This window comes from Methanothermobacter defluvii, from assembly GCF_003385755.1.
Classification (GTDB): Archaea; Methanobacteriota; Methanobacteria; order Methanobacteriales; family Methanothermobacteraceae; genus Methanothermobacter; species Methanothermobacter thermautotrophicus.
Genome location: NZ_QREL01000003.1, coordinates 120,078 through 137,141, shown reverse-complemented (window position 1 = coordinate 137,141; position 17,064 = coordinate 120,078). Strand labels below are relative to the sequence as shown.

The window sequence follows — 17,064 nt, the reverse complement described above, 5'->3', positions numbered from 1 at the left end:
GCACCATCAGCAAACATAGGAGAAAAAAACGCACTATTCGAACCAGTACACGGATCAGCACCCCAAATCGCAGGAAAAAACATAGCCAACCCCACAGCCATGATACTAACAACCACACTAATGCTAAAACACCTCAACAAAAAACAAGAAGCCCAAAAAATAGAAAAAGCACTCCAAAAAACCCTCATGAGGGGTATCATGACACCGGACCTTGGGGGTACTGCCAGTACCATGGAGATGGCAGAGGCCATAAAAGAGGAAATAGTAAAAGGGGAGTAGTTTCAGGTCAAGAGCCAGCTTCTATCAGCACCGCGACATAAAACAATTAACTCTGCTAACTACTCCATTCACTGAAACAGTATAACAGGCATTCACTCTGTTATCATGGTCCCTATTCCCTTCTTTGTGAAGATTTCAAGGAGCAGTGAGTGCTCAACCCTTCCATCGATTATGTGGGCAGAGGACACCCCATCATTGATTGCCTGTATGCAGGTGAGGGTCTTGGGGAGCATGCCACCCTCCACTATGCCGCTCTTTACAAGGTCACTGAGCTCGTCAACACTTATCCGCCTTATGAGGGTATCAGGGTCTGAAGGGTCCTCGAGTATCCCCGGGACGTCTGTCAGTACTATGAGTTTTTCAGCCCCTATACCCGCTGCAACCTCACCAGCAACGGTATCTGCGTTGAGGTTAAGTGTATTTGCATCCCTGTCAACCCCTATGGGTGATATAACGGGTATGTAATTGTTATCTGTTAGCATGTTGATTATGCCGGGGTCAACGGACTCTATCTCACCCACAAGGCCCAGGTCTATCTCCCTCCTCTCACCGGTCTCATCGTCCCTCACAACGTGGGGCGCCCTCTTCCTTGCAAGGAGGAGGTTGCTGTCCTTACCTGATAATCCTATGGCCCTCCCGCCATGGTAGCATATCTTTGAGACTATGCTGGTGTTTATCTTACCAACGAGGACCATCTTCACTATCTCCATGGTCTCCTCATCAGTCACCCTGAGGCCCTCAATGAACTTCGGCTCCTTACCCATCTTGTTCATTGCACGGGAAATTTCGGGTCCTCCTCCATGGACCACGACGGGTTCCATACCCACATACTTGAGCAGGACCGTATCCCGGGCGGTCGAGTCCATGGCGGCCTCGTCTATCATGGCATGGCCACCATACTTGATCATGATCTTCTTTCTGTGAAACTTCTTTATGTAGGGCAGTGCCTCAACGAGGATGTTAACTGTTTTCATAAAAACACCTTCAGCCAGTCATGTGGTATACTCTGCATTTATCCTTACATAATCATAGGTGAGGTCGCAGCCATAGGCAGTGGCTGATTCATCTCCAGCAGCCAGGTCAACGATTATCCTTATCTCCTTGCTGGTCATGACCCTCTCAGCAGTTTCAAGTTCCTCTGTACCCTCAAATGCCAGGATATCACCATGGTCAACTATTACCACGGATTCTGAATCAGACTCAAGGGTGACGCTTATCTCCTCAGGGTCAAACTCTGCTCCAGAGTAGCCTGCAGCTGCAACTATACGCCCCCAGTTGGGGTCGGCTCCAAATATGGCTGTTTTAACAAGGGATGAACCTGCTATGGCCCTTGCAGCCATTTTTGCATCCTCATGTGTCCCTGCATTTACAACATCCACCTGGAAGGACTTGGTGGCCCCCTCACCGTCCCGGGCCATCATACGGGCGAGTTCCCTGCACACAGCAACGAGAGCCTCCCTGAAGTTTGAATCTATCCTTCCTGAGGTCCTGGTTGAGGATATTATGACCATGTCATTGGTGCTCTCATCACCATCCACTATGAGCATGTTGAAGCTCTCATCAACTGCCACCCTGAGGGCCTCCGTCAGTTCAGAAGACGATGCATCGACATCGGTTGTTATGAATGAGAGCATTGTGGCCATGTTGGGGGCTATCATCCCGGAGCCCTTGGCAACAGCACCTATACGCGCCTTTTCGCCTGTTTCAAGTTCAAACTCAACTGCCACCTCCTTGGGGAAGGTGTCGGTGGTCATTATCGCCTCTGCAAGAGCCCCCGATGCCGCCTCTGAGTTTTCCAGTTGAGCTGCAGCACTCTGGATGAGGAACTCTATTTTATCAATGGGCATCCTTCTTCCTATAACGCCTGTTGAAGCCACTGCAACCTCACTTTCATCCATGGAGAGGGACTCTGCCACTTTTCTGGCCATCCTCCTGGCGTCATCCATTCCTTCCCTGCCTGTGAAGCAGTTGGCGTTCCCGCTGTTTGCCACGATGGCTGATATACTTCCATCTGCAATTACGCGCTCTGTGAGTTTAACTGGTTCTGCTCGAACCCTGTTTGAGGTGAAGACCGCGGCTGCGGTTGAACCCCTGTTGATGATCAGTCCAACACCATATTTGCCCTCACGGCAGCCGGCAGCGAGGACTCCGTCAACAGCGCAGACACCACCCCTTATAAATCTCAGTTCCATTGTATACACTCTCCCGTAAAAAAAGTTCGCTGGGGTCGTCTCCCATCAGTAGGTGGTGTTGTTGGAGGACCCCTGGTTGTTAACAACGTTGACTTCCCCATTGCCGTTCTCAGCTACCTCCCTTCCCTGCTCCTTTATACCGTTAAGGGGAAGGTGGTTGGTGCTGCTGGGGGTCAGCTGGACATTATCAGTGGACGATGTATTATTAATATCAACAGATGTGATGTCTCCGCCGGAAAGACCGATTGCAATGCCCAGGCCTGACCCGCACCCAAAGGCTATAAGGGAAATCAGGAAGCTAACAATGATTTTAGCCTCGGTTTCAGGTCTCATTTCAATTCCCCTTAATATTATCTTGAATTATCCTTAAATAGATTTCTTTTCATGCCGTGGCGCCATAGATAACAGCAAGCAGGATTGCGACGATGCCAAACTCCCAGTGACCCATGTTCCACCCGAGGAAGGTTGCAACGAAGACAAAGATAAACACGAGGAAGGCCACAGACTTCCTGTTCATGAAGAAATCTATGACTGACCTTGTGAAGGGTGAGGGTATGAAGTACCCGTAGAGGCCATCTGCAACATCGAATACCATGATGGATGTGGGGTTCCAGAGCATTATCTTATCTGCCAGCTGGGCCCTCTCACCGGCCTCCCTCCTTGTGCGGCCTATCCCGACCCTTATATTTGCGCCGTTATCCATTGCATGCCATGCAGAATCTATACCTGCCCGGAGGGCCATGTCCTTGGTTGGGAAGTTGGCTATGAGGTCGTCTCCACCCTCACGGTAACCCTCAATCTTCCCCTTGCAGTCGTTCTCCATGTAGGCCTTTATGTCATTCATTATCTCAACGAGGCTGTCACGGCCATACCTCTCTATGAATGCTGTGGAGTCGATCATGTCGGTGAAGAGGTAGTTGTCACGGTAGGAAGGCGCTCCGGTGGGGGTTTCAAATTCACCTGTAAATATTATGGCAAATTCCCCTCCAAGCTTTGTGAACCCGACACCCGGGACCTCCCCTATCTCCCTGTTGAGGTTTATGGCCCTTTCGATGGCTGCAGCGCCCGTCATGCCCGCCGCGGCCCTCACATTTATCCCTCTCCTGCTTCCAGCGCCTATGATTTTTATAGCAACCCTTATGGCGTCATTCTTGGAGAGGAACCTGGCAAGCACCTCACTTGAGCTCTTCTCGATTATCTTTCCATTTTCATTCTCGATGATATCCACAAATTCATCAACTATCCGGCCGCCGTTGAATATCTCAATGTAGAGGTAGCGGTCACTTCCCATTATTATGTTACTCAGGAGGGCGTATTCGTCGACCTCCTCATCAGCGGGTTTGATTTCAATGAACTTCCTGTTTCCCGGTATGTTCTCTGTCCCCAGCTCCCTTGTGAGGTTATCGAATATGTTGCTGGTATTTATATGGGCCCTTTCAATCTCTATGAGCATTGTTCTGGTGTAGTTAAGCATTTCCACGTATTCACGCTCTGTACTGTTGGTGGGCATGTACCTGGTCCCTATGCTGAGGACCCTGTATCCCAGGAAGAAACCCAGTATCTTCCGCAGCAGATAATCCATGACCATCAATCATTGCCTCCCTTCTCCAGGACTACCTCAAACTCCCCTGGCTTCTCAAGGAGCATGCTTGGTTTAACAGACACTATGGGGAATCTCCATGAACCTATCCTTGCCGCGAGGGTGCTCGCTATGTTCCTTGAGTTCTTCTTAACGAACCTGTAATCATGATCATTTATGGTTATGTTAACATTGTAGGGGGCCTCCTCCATGACATCCTCCGAGTACATTATGTTGAGCTCAAAGGTGCCTGGTTTGAGGAAGAGATCATTCCTGACAGCCACCAGGGGGGCGTGTTCCAGTTTCAGCCTGTCGCCGACGGTGACTGCGATGTTCCCGGCGTACTTCACAGCATCACGGTAATCCTTTGGATGAACAAGGACGAATATTATGTAGTTGCTGGTCCTCTCAACCTCCTCAACCATGCTCATGAACCTTTCGAAGAGGGGTAGCTTCATGAATATGCCCTCAAGTCTGGGTTCGAGACCCTCCTCCTGGCTCCTGCTTATTCTGTCTATTGCCTCCTTTGCTATGGCTATACCGCTGAGTTTCTTGCCCCTTTTAACCTTATATGCGTCGATCCTCTTCCTCTCAAATTCCCTGAGGGCCTCATTGCATATCTTCTGAAGTATATTCTTGACCTTCTTTGGTTTCCCGGAGGTCCCTATTAGAATCTTATCCTCCCTGAAGGTGTAGGGTATTCTCCTGCTGTTTATATCCTGGAATTCGTCCTTGTAGTCCCTGAAAACATCATTTGAGAGTATCTTGGCATCCTCCTCCTCAGCCATCTTCAGTATGAAGTGATCGGCACTGGTACCTGAGGGGACCTGCTGGAATTTACCCTCCTCCAGGAGCTTCCTGAACTGCTCCTTATCATCTATCTCATGTCGCAGGGATGCATCGGCGATTATAACAGGTTCGTAGCCAAGTTTCTCAAGTTCCTCTGCCGCTGACAGTATGTTATCTATGCATGGCTTCTCCTCATCGTTCTTCCTTGAATGGGCCACGTTCGATGCATCTATAATTACCCTCAAGTAACCACCTTTAGCTGATATTTTACAGGCTGCAGGATGCCAGTTCAATGCTCTCTCCCTGCACCTGATTGAGAACTATTCTCATGGAATCCTCATCAATGTAATATGTATTATATGAGTTAATATCTTTACCCCTCAGTTTAAGGGATGAGACCGTCCCGGCAGTTACAAAGAAGGTGTTCTCCAGCCTCCAGACGTGGGGGACATGCTTGTGGCCCGATATGACCAGGTCGGCGCCCTTACTGATTATTGACTGGAGTATGTCACCTGCATCTGCAAGGACGTTCCTCTCACGTCCCGTCTTGGGCACAGGGATTATGTGGTGATGCAGAGCTATGACCCTGATGTGCCCCCTCGAGGACGCCCTGTCAAGTTCATCCTCCATCCAGATCTGCTGGGACCTCCCTATCTTCCCGTAATCGAGGTCGGGTTCACTGCTGTCCAGTCCTATAATGGTGAGACCGTCCATCACAAAGGTTCCCCTGCGGTACCTGAAGACATCCTCGAAGGTCTCATTGCCCACGTGCCTGGCATCATGGTTTCCTGGTACAAATATGTGGGGTCCCTTAAGGTCGCTGAGGTACTCTGCTGCCTGAAGGAATTCAAGGTAGTAGCCGTTATCTGTGAGATCCCCAGTTATGACAGTTGCATCGGGGTTGAGTTTGTTGATCTGTCTTATGGCCTCAAGGAGTATGTCCTCCTTGAAGTTGGGTGCGCCCACATGGAGGTCCGAGATATGGGCTATCAGTACCATCAGCTCAGCCTCATAATTGCCTCTGCAAGGTCCCCCCCTGTCTCCTGGAGGGCCCTTGTGGCGTCCTCCCTGCTTGCACCGGTCTGGTTCATGACCAGTTCGATGTCATCCTCGGGTATCTCCATTTCAGCTTCAAGGGACCTCTCACGGGCCTTACCAGTCACCTGGTATGTCTTCTGTCCCATGAACTCCATTACATTGACCTTGGGGTTTTTTATTATGATCTCCTTCCTCTTGAGTTTGATAACAACCTCTTCAACGCCACGAAGATCCTTCATATCCATTCCCATCTGCTTCATGGCCCTCTGCATCTGTTTCAGCTGCTTGGGGTTCATTCCCATACCCGGTATCAATTAAAATCCTCCTTTCCTGGTTTTAACTGCCTGGCCATGGTTAAGGTCCATCATCTCCTCAGCACAGAGGAGTGCCTTGCCTGTGGCCAGAAGTTCATCATCAGCATTAACAATTAAAACTTCATCGTTGGCCCTTATATTATTGTCGCAGTCTATTATAAACTTTGCAAAAACACTTTTACCCTTCCTTGCAAAGGGTTCAGACTCCTCATTTACTGCCACCCTGCAGGCAGGGTAGTCTGTTCCCTGGTGGAGCCTGACCGCCCCCTCTGCCCCGAGGACCAGGAGACCATCTGATGCCCTCATGGTGCAGATGAGCTCATCCCCTGCATATATGTGCCTTATCTTACCCGTGTTGCGGCTCCTCTCAATCCTCACATCATCGGTGAAGAGGAGTTCACCAGCGCCCATACCGAACTGGTAGTCTGCCACCATCCTCACACGGTCCAGGTCATCAACGGTGGTTTCAACTTCACCCATGTACTTGTAGGGGAGTTCAATTCCAAGTTCGCTGCAGAGGGCATCGTCCACTATTGCATCTCCATCCATGAGGTCCCTGACAAGGCCCCTAAGGAACTCCTCCCCGTCAAGGTCCATTATACCCGGGGCATCGCTCTGGGCCAGGGGGTATACCTGGTCAAGTTCCAGGGGGATTATACCGAAGGGGAGGTCCACCACCACGACCCTCCATGGTCCCCCACTCTGGGGTCTCAGTGAACTGAAACCCCCGATCCTGGCGGGGAGGCTGGATGAGTAGGGCCTCCTTGATGGGGCCACGAGGGCTAATCTTTCCCCGAGGTGCTCCTTAACCCTTTTAAGGTGTCTGTGGACCTCCACGCGCCCCAGTGACTCTGGGCCTGTGTAGAAGAAGGCCGACCTCTTGGACCTGGGCTCAAATTTTTCAATGAGATCAAGGTACTCTGACATGCGCCTGTACCCCTCAAGGAGGCGGGGGTGTGCCCTGCAGCGCTCTTCGACCAGTTCCATGAGGTTTCCGTCGTGGATTGCCTGGCGGACCTTCCTTATCTCTGCGAAGCTCACATGCAGGTTGTGTTCCGCTATCAGGTTCCTCCGCTCCTCCCTGTCCATCCCCATGAGCTCTGATGGTGTGTAATCCGTGCAGACACTGCAGGAACATGGCATCTCCTGGAGGTTCTCAAGTTTGTATGTTCCCTCAGTGCTGAGGAGGCGGTCATCCTCTGCGTAGAGTATGTAGGCCGCTGAATCAAAGAGGTCGCAGCCCATTGAAACTGCCAGGGCGAATAGCATTGGGTGGCCGGCCCCCATGAGGTGCCTTGGCCTTGAGGGTGGGAGCTCAGATACCGATGAAAGTACGGCGTCGACGAGTTCCCTGTAGCGGTAGGACTCCATGAGAGGCACCACAGCACCGATGGGGTGGAGCTCCACCGGTAGCTCGGCCAGGCGTGATGCGCAGTACCTCCTCAGGTCAGGGTGTGTTGAACCCTGTACAACGGCATTGAGCATCATTCTCTCCCTGTACTCAATGGACTCCCTGGCCCTCTCAAGGGTGACCTCAACTTCCTCGAGGGCCCTCCTGTGGCTAACACCCGGTGGTGTTGGTATGTCCAGTGATGTGCCTATGTCTGTGCCTATCTCATCCTGGAAACGTATTATCTCAGGGTTCTCGACCTCAATGTCCCCGTACTCTGATAGCTGAAATGAACCTGAATCCGTCATTATGGGTCCGTCGAAGTCTATCAGTCTGTGAACTCCATCACTGAGAGCCTTCTCCCTCAGTTCAGGGTTTCTGTAGATTATGTATGCATTCGTTATCACAATCTCGGCTCCGGGGCCCTTAACATCGATGGTCTGTTTACCTGGATGTATTACAGGCATGAGCGCTGGTGTCCTTACGGTCCCATGCCCTGTTTTAAGGATCCCCGTCCTTCCGAGGCCGTCCTTTGATTTTATTTCAAACATGAAATCCTCCCATAAAGTCATTAGCAGGGTGTTCACCTGCTGATCAGTGAATCAAGCAGAATTATACTGATTAACATGTACTCAGATCAGTGTATATCCACGATGATACTGATTAATATGTAATCAGCACCCTAAAAATCCTCCCACATAATCCATGCCTCAGAAACACTGGAAGCAGGGCTGGATCACATACTAACCTGCTTTATCAGCAAGGTGTCGCAGGTTAACCAGGTCCATCAGTCTCCTCCTCATGGATATGACCCTATCCCTTGAGCTGGCTGGTCTATCCTCCCCACAGCCACATATGCATTCATCCATCTGGGGGCAGATTATGTATAGCGCCTCCGGACCTGAAGGGTCATCTATACCTATTCTGCTGAGGTTTCTCCGGACGCGCCTCCCGGTTCTCCCTTCTACCTGCTCTGAACCAAGGTAGAGTGGGGTTTTAACCGCTGATGATATCCTTGTAACGCCCCTCGCAGACATCCTCTCGACCCTCCGTCTCCCCATTATTTCCAGGGCATCTGCAGATAATTCAGGGTCCCTGTAGGGTATCCCTGCATCACTGAGGGCTATCATGCGTTCATCCCTCCAGTCAAGGGGCTTTCTGACCATCCGGGGGTCCAGGGAGGCCAGTGTTCCCCCTGATTTTCTCCCGAACACAGGTCCCTGGCCCACATGGAATCCTGCTTCGATGAGGGCCGCCCTCATGGGGGCTGCGGAGGTGTAGGTCGCAAGTACGCCCCTCTTCTTCAGGACCCCTGCGAGGAGTGAGATGAATTCGACGGTGTAGAGTTCAGGGGCCACCCCTGGACTGAATGCGTCCAGAAATATGGCGTCATAGTATTCCCTCTCAAGAAGGGGTACCACTGCCCTTGCATCCCCACAGTGGACCCTCAGCTCGATGCCTGAGGGTGCCGGAGGTGAGGTCCTGAGGGACAGTAATCCCTCAGATAACAGGAAGTCCTCATAAGCCCCCTTAACGATTTTATGGGCTGGATTCGGGGATGGTACAATGAGGGCAGTGGCCATGGTCCCTGCTGAGATCTCCACCATATCAACCGTTACACTGGATGCGTCTGTGAACTCCAGGAGGGCTGCGGTATTGTATCCCAGACCTGAGCAGAGGTCCAGGACCCTTAAATCGTCTTTGATCCCTGAAACCGTGGGTTTTACAAATTTCTCAATGGCCTCTGTTATGGCCCCCACCCGGGTGTGCATCGCCTCTCCGGCCTCAGATTTCAGGGTGTAGGATCCATCAGCCGTCCTTATGAATTTATCCGAGATTGACCTCCACAGGTCCCTCCTTCTGTCCACAGAATCCCTGGACTCCCTCTCAAGGTAATCCATGACTGTCCTGAGGACGTCCCCTCTTGGTGTGAGCGCCATGGTTAAATGATACAGTAATTACAACTTAAATTTTGCCATTACCCCTGAATCAGAGTCGGTGCCTGCTCATCAGCTTATGATTATCAGACCCTCTGAGAGCCACCTGAATACCCTCAAATCACAGATCATCAGACCCTCTGACGGTAAGGAACAACTCCAAAGGTTAACCTGAACCTGGTCCCATCCTCCCCGGAAACCTCGAGGGTCCCGTCAATCTGATCCACAAGGCCCGCCACCAGCCTGAGGCCCAGGGAATCCGAATCTTCAATTATAAAATCAGGGGGAAGACCCACACCATTATCTGCGATGGTGAGTGTGAATTCACCGCCATGTTCCTCCAGTTCTACGCTTATCATTCCCCTGGAGGTGAAGGCATGCTTGAAGGAGTTGGTGACAATTTCATTGATGATGAGACCCAGAGGGATGGCTGTTTCAAGGGGAAGTGTTATGTCACCCACCACCGCCTCAACTTCTATTTCCCCGTTATGGTGGCTGTTAACTATGGAGGAGGTGAGCCTCTCTATGTAGCGCCCCATGTCAATGCTTGTGAGATCCTCTGACTCATAGAGCAGTTCATGGACGAGGGCCATGGACTGGATCCTGCTCTGAAGGTCCCTGAGGGGCGCTGGATCCTCAGCATCATCGAGCTGAAGATTTATGAGACTGGATATTACCTGGAAGTTGTTCTTGACCCTGTGGTGCACCTCCCTGAGGAGGGCCTCCTTCTCCCTGAGCGATGCTCTGAGTTCATCCTCATACTGCTTCCTGAGGGTTATGTCGGTGCAGATGATGACCACCTCCCCGGTTGATAGCTGGTGGAGGTGCACATCAAACCATCCCTCCCCACATTCAACCTCCGGGCAGTGGATGGCCTCACCGGTCTCCCTGATCTCCTGGAGGGCCCTCCTGATGGGGGAGTTCCAGATCTCAGGGAGTGCCTCCTGAAGATCCATACCCTGGATGGCGGCGCAGGAGACGCCCTCCATCCTCTCGGCTGCCGGGTTCATGGATTTAACCCGGAATCCCTTTCCATCAGATTCAACAGCAATTATGCCGCTCCTCATGTTCCTGAAGAGTTCCCTGAATTTCTCCTTGCTGACGATCAGGGCCTCCTCTGCCAGTTTATGTTCATGTATATCCCTCAAACCGAACACGTAGCCCTCGATATCACCATCAGTCCTGATTGGTCTGTCAACGTATTCCACCCACCTGTAGTTCCCATCGGGCCTCCTTATCCTGAAGGTTGCCCTGTGGCCTTCCCCCCGGGTCAGTATGAGTTTCTTAACATCCTCCGTGTCATCGGGGTGCAGGTAGTCCAGGAAGTCAAGGGCGGACATGCCGATGAGCATTTCATGATCGTAGCCTGTTATCTTCTTCACCGATGGGCTGAGGTATCTGAAGTTGAAGTCCCTGTCAAATTCTCCAAGACCATCAGCCATGTGTTCTGTCAGGAGCACCAGACGATCCTCCCTCCTCCTCAGCTTTTCCTCCATCTCCAGGATGGGCCGCATATCTGAACCCGTGAAGAGCAGGCCCAGATGTTCACCCCCTGAGCCATGCACATGACCCGCCGATACGATGACCGGGATCCATTCATCCTTACCTCTGAGCCGGGACTCCATGATGGAACCTGTGCTGAGTTCATCGAATTTAAGGAGATCAGTCACCTTCCTGCCTGAGAATTCCACTGCCCGAAGACCTGTTAGCCTCTCAGTTGCCGGGTTGACGTAGTGTATATTCAGCCCAAGATCTGTGATTATAAGAAAGGTGTTCATGTTCCTCACAATATCCATGGCAGCGTTTAAGGGGCTCAGGATTGGTAAACGGAACCTCATAACACCATAGGCTATGATGGAAACCCCGAGTGCGGCTGAAGGATCTGTGAGTGAAGGTACAGCCATGGCAGCTGCAGGGAGGACGAGATCCGTCAGGACGCCCGCCAGGACAGGTAAGATGAGGCCTGTGAGGAGGTAGTGGGCCTGCGTCCGATCTGAACCCCGGGATGACCTCCAGTGCAGGGCCACAAGTATGATGGCGACTGATGCTATGATGAATCCCCAGATATTTGAGATCTGGTAGGGAAGCGAATTCTCCGCGGCACTGAAGGTCCAGCCCCATGAAGTCATGGTGGGCCCCGCGGTTATAAGATCCGTTGTGAGTTCAAGGGCCGCTATGACCACTGCAGGTGCGTAGATAACTGCAAGGAGTGGCATGGTTGGTCTTCTACCCGTGAAGAGCAGGACCATGTGCAGTATGACCGGGACCACAATGGGCCAGAGGAATCCCATCCTTACCCAGAAGTCGGCCATCATGTAGGACTCTGAAATGTAAAGGCCGAAATCTGTGAGTGAAAGGTAGGCTATCAGTGCTGAGAAAAGGAGGAGTGCCCTGTTAAAGCGGCTTTCAGGGTTCTTGACGAATATGTACACACCCGATACAAGGGCCACCACGAAGGCTGTGATGGATATGATGGCCATTGGATTCATGGGAAAACCCCCACCTACATCACCCCCCGATTTACATCATGCCCCTCTGTGGAGGAACCTGACGCAGCATGTCTGCCCCACTATGTTATTAATTATATCATACATCAGATATAAATTGATGGAATTGATGAAATTCTGGATGGAAACTGATTGAACAGAATACTGGAAAGTGGGTCCTATGAGAATACTGATAGTCTCAGATTTCTTTGTACCGCATTACAATGGAGGAGGGGAGAGGAGATACTTTGAAATTGCCAGGAGACTCGTTGAGAGGGGTCATGTTGTTGATGTGATATCAATGGGGATCCATGGAGTCGGTGAGTATGAAGAGGTCAGCGGTGTAAGGGTGCACCACCTGGGCCCCAGAATAAGGAAACCTCCTCTCAGGGGACCCCTGGATTTCATCAGGTTCATGGCGGCGGCCTTCAGGTGGGTGATGACCCATGACTATGACATCATTGACGCCCAGACGTACGCTCCACTCCTCCCAGCATTCCTTGCCTCCCGGATTCATGGAACACCAATGGTTGCAACCATCCATGATGTGAGTTCCGCCCATGGGGACCAGTGGCTGCAGTCCTCAAAAACAGCCACAATCCTTGAGAGGGTCCTCATGAGGCTCCCCTATGATGGTGTGATCACCGTTAGCCGCAGCACGGCCTCAGCACTCACAGAACTGCATGGGAGGAATCCCGATGGCATCCACATCATCCCCAACGGCGTTGACCCTGAACTCATCGATTCTGTCACCCCGGCGACCGGGAACTACATAATATTCGTTGGACGCCTCGCCCCCCATAAACATGTGGATCACCTCATAGAGGTCTTCAGTAAACTCGTCATAGACTTTCCTGACCTCAGACTCGAAATAATAGGTGATGGTGTGGAGAGGGCCAGACTGAAAGCCATGGTCGATGAGTGCGGCATCAGGGACTCGGTCACATTCCACCATAACCTGAGCTACCCTGAGGTCATATCCAGGATCAGGGGGGCCAGGGTGCTTGTCCTTCCATCCACCAGGGAGGGCTTCGGGATGGTTCTTGCTGAAGCAGGTGCCTGTGGTGTGCCTGCTGTGGCCTACAGGTCCGGTGGAGTTGTTGAGGTCATAGATGACGGTGAAAACGGTTTCCTGGTTGAACCCTGTGACAAGGAGGCCCTCCATGATAAAATAAAACTTTTAATCTCTGATGATGAACTGAGGGACAGGATGGGATCTCAGGGCCGTAAGAAGGTTGAAGAAGAATTCATATGGGATAGGGTTGTTGATGAAGTCGAAAGGACCTACAGTTTCATAATAGCCCGGAAAAATACACCATAAAAATCTCAGAAGTGATCATATGCCAGAAACCTACATCATAACACCCAACCTCAACGGGGTATCCTTCCTCGAGGTGTATTTCAGGTCTCTTCTCAGACAGACCTATGAAGACTTCAGGGTGGTCTTCATTGACAACGGTTCATCGGATGGTTCAGTGGACTTTATAAAGAGTAACTTCAGTGAATACCTCGGTGACAGGATAATATTGATCGAAAACCATGAAAATCTGGGGTTCGCTGCATCAAACAATCAGGGGATCAGGATAGCCCTTGATGACCCCCAATGCAGGTATGTGGTATGCCTCAATAATGACACGGAGGTTCTTCCAGATTTTATAGAGAATCTTATACTGGCGGCCGGAGACGATGAGAGGGTGGGGAGTGTGCAGGCCAGGATGATATGGGGACAGAACAGAAAACTCATAGACTCTGCCGGCCTTGAATACTCCCTGAATGGTCTTGGATTCAACAGGGGCGCATATGAACCAGTTGAAAATTTCAATGAAAGGGCCAGAATCCTGGGTTGCTGTGCCGGTGCCTGTCTCTACAGAAGAGAAGCCCTTGAAGACGTCGAGGTCGACGCTGAATACTTTGATGAGGATTTCTTTGCATACTATGAGGACTTTGATCTGGCACTCAGACTCAGAAGCGCAGGATGGGATTCCCTTTATGCACCCGATGCCACTGTATACCACTACAAGGGGGGTACCAATCCCTTTATAAGTGACTTCACGGTTTACCACAACTGGAGAAATTATACCTGGACCTTCATTAAGAACATGCCAGCTGATCTGCTTTTAATGTGTCTCCCCCTCTTTGTTCTCACAGAAATTATTCAGGTACTTCTGAACATAAAGAGGGGGAAACTCATAATCCTTAGGGCAAAATATGATGCCTACAGGGGGCTGGGAAGGGTTATTCGTAAAAGGAGGGCTTTGAAGAGGGTACCTGAATCAGAAATTAAGGAGTACCTTACAATGAGATGGTCAGTTAAGGTACCCTCCCCTCAGGAAGATTGAAGATTCAGGGATTGCAGCGTCAGAGCCCCGGTATTTGCTTTCCATGATCACCTTCACTCAACGGTCACACACTTTGCAAGGTTCTTTGGCTTGTCAGGGTCCAGTCCACGTTCCACACTCACATGGTAGGAGAGGAGCTGGAGGGGAACGATGTAGACCAGGGGTGATATGACATCATCCACCTCAGGGTCAAGGCCTATGAAGTCATCAGCCTCCTTCCTGAGGGATTCGTCTGAAATACTGCCAACCCCTATGACCCTTGCACCCCTTGCTCTGACCTCCTCAACGTTGCTCAGGGTCTTATCATGGCACGGACCTGGCGGTGAAATCGCAACGACCGGGACCCCGTTATCTATCAGGGCCAGGGGTCCGTGCTTGAGTTCCCCTGCTGCGTAGCCCTCACCGTGTATGTAGGTTATCTCCTTGAGCTTCAGGGCGCCCTCAAGGGCCGTTGGATAAGCAAACCCTCGGCCTATGAAGAAGAAGTCACTCACGTCACTGCAGGTGGCTGCAAGTTCCCTGATGCCATCCTCATCCTTAAGGGCCCTCTCCATGAACTCAGGAACCCTTCCAAGTCTATCCATGAGCTCGGGTGCGCCCATCGCAGCCACGAGCATGTATATAACTGTTAGCTGACTCACATAGGTCTTGGTTGCGGCCACACCTATCTCGGGTCCTGCCCTTGTGTATAGAACATGCTGGGCCTCCCTTGTTGCCGAGCTCCCAAGTACATTGACTATTGCCAGGGTCTTCGCCCTTGAATTGGCTGCGCGGAGGGCGTTCAGGGTATCCGCTGTTTCACCTGACTGGCTTATGAATATCGCCAGTGTCCTGTCATTCAGGGCCCCTGCTGAGTATCTGAACTCGCTTGCAAGGATCACATCGGTTGGTATGCCCAGGAGGCCCTCAAAGAGGTACTTTCCAACCAGTGATGCGTGGTAGGATGTTCCGCAGGCAACGAAGCAGATCCTTTCAACCTCGCCTATCTCCTCAACCACTCCAAGCACCTCATCCCACTCTGTGAGGGTGTCCCTCACCGCGGAGGGTTCCTCATGTATCTCCTTAAGCATGAAGTGGTCGTAGCCGCCCTTCTCTGCCATGTCAGCGGACCAGTCGATTGAATGGATCTCCTTCTCCACAGTGTTGCCCTCCATGTCGGTGACCCTCAGATCCCCATCAAGTATGACCATCTCACCGTCATCAAGGTATATCACCCTGCTGGTGTGGTTGAGGATGGCTGGCACATCTGAGGCCAGGAAGTATTCACCTTCACCGACACCGACTATGAGGGGGCTCTCCTTCCTGGCCCCCACGATCCTTCCCGGCTCCCTGGATGATACCACTGCAATCGCATATGCCCCCCTGAGCTTCCTGAGTGCTGTGGCTGTTGCGGCTTCAAGGTCCATCCCCTCATCCATGTACTTCTCTATGAGGTGTGGTATGACCTCGGTGTCTGTCTCGGACCTGAATATGTGGCCCTCAGATTCAAGTTCCTCCTTAACCTCAAGGTAGTTCTCTATTATCCCGTTGTGTACAACTGCTATCTCGCCACTGCAGTCGGTGTGTGGGTGGGCATTCTCAGCTGTGGGGAGACCATGGGTTGCCCACCTAACATGGGCTATCCCCATACTGCCCGGTAGATCTGCAAGGTCAAGTTCTGCGTCCACCTCGTCGATTTTGCCGCTGTCCTTCTTTATCCTTATCATGGGGTCCGATGTCGCAATACCAACGGAGTCATAGCCCCTGTACTCCAGTCTCCTGACGCATTCCAGGAGAACCGGGGCTGCACTCCCATCCTTAAGTATACAAGCCACAATGCCACACATTATTTCACCCTAAGAAGCATGAATCTGATTTCGCAAGATTATATAACTGAATCGCAATATAACTCATAATAGAATTTACACCTATATAAGTATTGGAGAGTTGATCAGGATTTCATACTCAAATTCTTTAAAAGTGATAGTATGGATGTGAAGATAGACGGTCCACTGTACAGTGGTAAGGCAAAGGATGTTCTCCTTACAGATGACCCTGAAATCGTTGCCGTTAGGTTCAGGGACGATATAACCGCAGGTGACGGTGAAAAGAAGGACACCCTCGAGATGAAGGGCTACTACAACTCTGTGATCTCAGCAAAGATATTCGAGGTTCTCGAGGAGGCGGGGGTACCGACCCAGTACCTTGAACTTAGGGAACCAGGATGCATCCTTGCAAGGAAACTTGAGATGATACCCATAGAGGTCATAACCCGGAATATAGCAGCGGGGAGCATCGTGAGGAGGTTTCCCTTCACTGAGGGCCAGGAATTCATACCACCCCTCATACAGATGGACTACAAGAGTGATGAGCACGGGGACCCCATGCTGAACGATGACATAATCCTCGCCCTGGGGATCGCCACCAGGGATGAACTGGAGGAGATAAGGAGGATCACCCTCCAGATAAACAGTGTCCTCAGGGACTTCCTGAAGTCAAGGGGACTTATCCTGCCCGACTTCAAACTAGAATTCGGAAGGGACTCCGGTGGCAGGATAAGACTCGGCGACGAGGTTAGCCCTGACACCTGCCGCCTCTGGGACATGGAGACCGGAGAGCCCCTGGACAAGGACATATTCCGCCGTGGAGAGGAGGGTGTTGTTGGCGCCTACAGAAGGGTGGCCAGGATGATACTTGATGATGAGGACATCGAAAGGTGGAATGTTGAACTCTGAGGTGATG

General features: G+C 51.4%; 15 protein-coding genes. 4 read left to right on the top strand and 11 right to left on the bottom strand.

The features are described 5' to 3' along the window. Positions 1-279, top strand: a 279-nt coding sequence (locus C7452_RS08390) for an isocitrate/isopropylmalate family dehydrogenase (protein ID WP_245942905.1), incomplete at its 5' end; no start/stop codon positions are given. Between the two features lie 92 nt (positions 280-371). Here C7452_RS08390 and argB read toward each other — a convergent pair. From argB to C7452_RS08340, 10 genes are all read right to left on the bottom strand, one after another. Further along, positions 372-1,253: an acetylglutamate kinase gene (argB, locus tag C7452_RS08385; protein WP_010875822.1), complete on the bottom strand. Its 882-nt coding sequence runs from the start codon at positions 1,251-1,253 to the stop codon at positions 372-374. A gap of 18 nt (positions 1,254-1,271) precedes the next feature. Continuing rightward, positions 1,272-2,471, bottom strand: coding sequence for a bifunctional ornithine acetyltransferase/N-acetylglutamate synthase (gene argJ / locus C7452_RS08380; RefSeq protein WP_211305666.1), 1,200 nt, complete (start codon positions 2,469-2,471; stop codon positions 1,272-1,274). A gap of 45 nt (positions 2,472-2,516) precedes the next feature. Next, positions 2,517-2,804 carry a class I SAM-dependent methyltransferase gene (locus C7452_RS08375; protein WP_010875820.1) on the bottom strand — a complete coding sequence of 96 codons (288 nt, stop codon included), beginning with the start codon at positions 2,802-2,804 and terminating at the stop codon, positions 2,517-2,519. Between the two features lie 49 nt (positions 2,805-2,853). After that, complete coding sequence (locus C7452_RS08370; protein ID WP_115892808.1) at positions 2,854-4,059, bottom strand: hypothetical protein; 1,206 nt, start codon at positions 4,057-4,059, stop codon at positions 2,854-2,856. Further along, positions 4,059-5,084, bottom strand: coding sequence for an NYN domain-containing protein (locus C7452_RS08365; protein ID WP_115892807.1), 1,026 nt, complete (start codon positions 5,082-5,084; stop codon positions 4,059-4,061). Before C7452_RS08365 ends, C7452_RS08370 begins: the two co-directional genes overlap by 1 nt. A 22-nt stretch (positions 5,085-5,106) precedes the next feature. Next, a complete protein-coding gene (locus C7452_RS08360) occupies positions 5,107-5,838 on the bottom strand; it encodes a metallophosphoesterase family protein (RefSeq protein WP_115892806.1) in 732 nt (243 codons plus the stop codon). Continuing rightward, positions 5,838-6,191, bottom strand: coding sequence for a nascent polypeptide-associated complex protein (locus tag C7452_RS08355; RefSeq protein WP_010875816.1), 354 nt, complete (start codon positions 6,189-6,191; stop codon positions 5,838-5,840). Before C7452_RS08355 ends, C7452_RS08360 begins: the two co-directional genes overlap by 1 nt. Then, positions 6,192-8,132 (bottom strand): tRNA guanosine(15) transglycosylase TgtA, encoded by a 1,941-nt coding sequence (tgtA, locus tag C7452_RS08350; RefSeq protein WP_115892805.1) that lies wholly within the window; start codon positions 8,130-8,132, stop codon positions 6,192-6,194. It lies immediately after the preceding gene. Positions 8,133-8,324: 192 nt separating this feature from the next. Next, positions 8,325-9,521 (bottom strand): MnmC family methyltransferase, encoded by a 1,197-nt coding sequence (locus tag C7452_RS08345; RefSeq protein WP_115892804.1) that lies wholly within the window; start codon positions 9,519-9,521, stop codon positions 8,325-8,327. Positions 9,522-9,649: 128 nt separating this feature from the next. Next, positions 9,650-12,007: a PAS domain S-box protein gene (locus C7452_RS08340; RefSeq protein ID WP_115892803.1), complete on the bottom strand. Its 2,358-nt coding sequence runs from the start codon at positions 12,005-12,007 to the stop codon at positions 9,650-9,652. A gap of 178 nt (positions 12,008-12,185) precedes the next feature. On the opposite strand from C7452_RS08340, the gene C7452_RS08335 reads away from it, so the two are divergent. Continuing rightward, positions 12,186-13,325 carry a glycosyltransferase family 4 protein gene (locus C7452_RS08335; RefSeq protein WP_048060762.1) on the top strand — a complete coding sequence of 380 codons (1,140 nt, stop codon included), beginning with the start codon at positions 12,186-12,188 and terminating at the stop codon, positions 13,323-13,325. Between the two features lie 19 nt (positions 13,326-13,344). Further along, the gene (locus C7452_RS08330; protein WP_010875811.1) at positions 13,345-14,343 is read left to right on the top strand and encodes a glycosyltransferase family 2 protein; all 999 of its coding nucleotides are present in this window, start codon (positions 13,345-13,347) and stop codon (positions 14,341-14,343) included. Between the two features lie 53 nt (positions 14,344-14,396). On the opposite strand, the gene glmS is transcribed toward C7452_RS08330, so the two are convergent. Then, positions 14,397-16,169, bottom strand: coding sequence for a glutamine--fructose-6-phosphate transaminase (isomerizing) (gene glmS, locus C7452_RS08325; RefSeq protein WP_115892802.1), 1,773 nt, complete (start codon positions 16,167-16,169; stop codon positions 14,397-14,399). Positions 16,170-16,310: 141 nt separating this feature from the next. Here glmS and purC point away from each other — a divergent pair, with 141 nt between their 5' ends. Further along, positions 16,311-17,057: a phosphoribosylaminoimidazolesuccinocarboxamide synthase gene (gene purC / locus C7452_RS08320; protein ID WP_115892801.1), complete on the top strand. Its 747-nt coding sequence runs from the start codon at positions 16,311-16,313 to the stop codon at positions 17,055-17,057. Positions 17,058-17,064 lie beyond the last annotated feature (7 nt).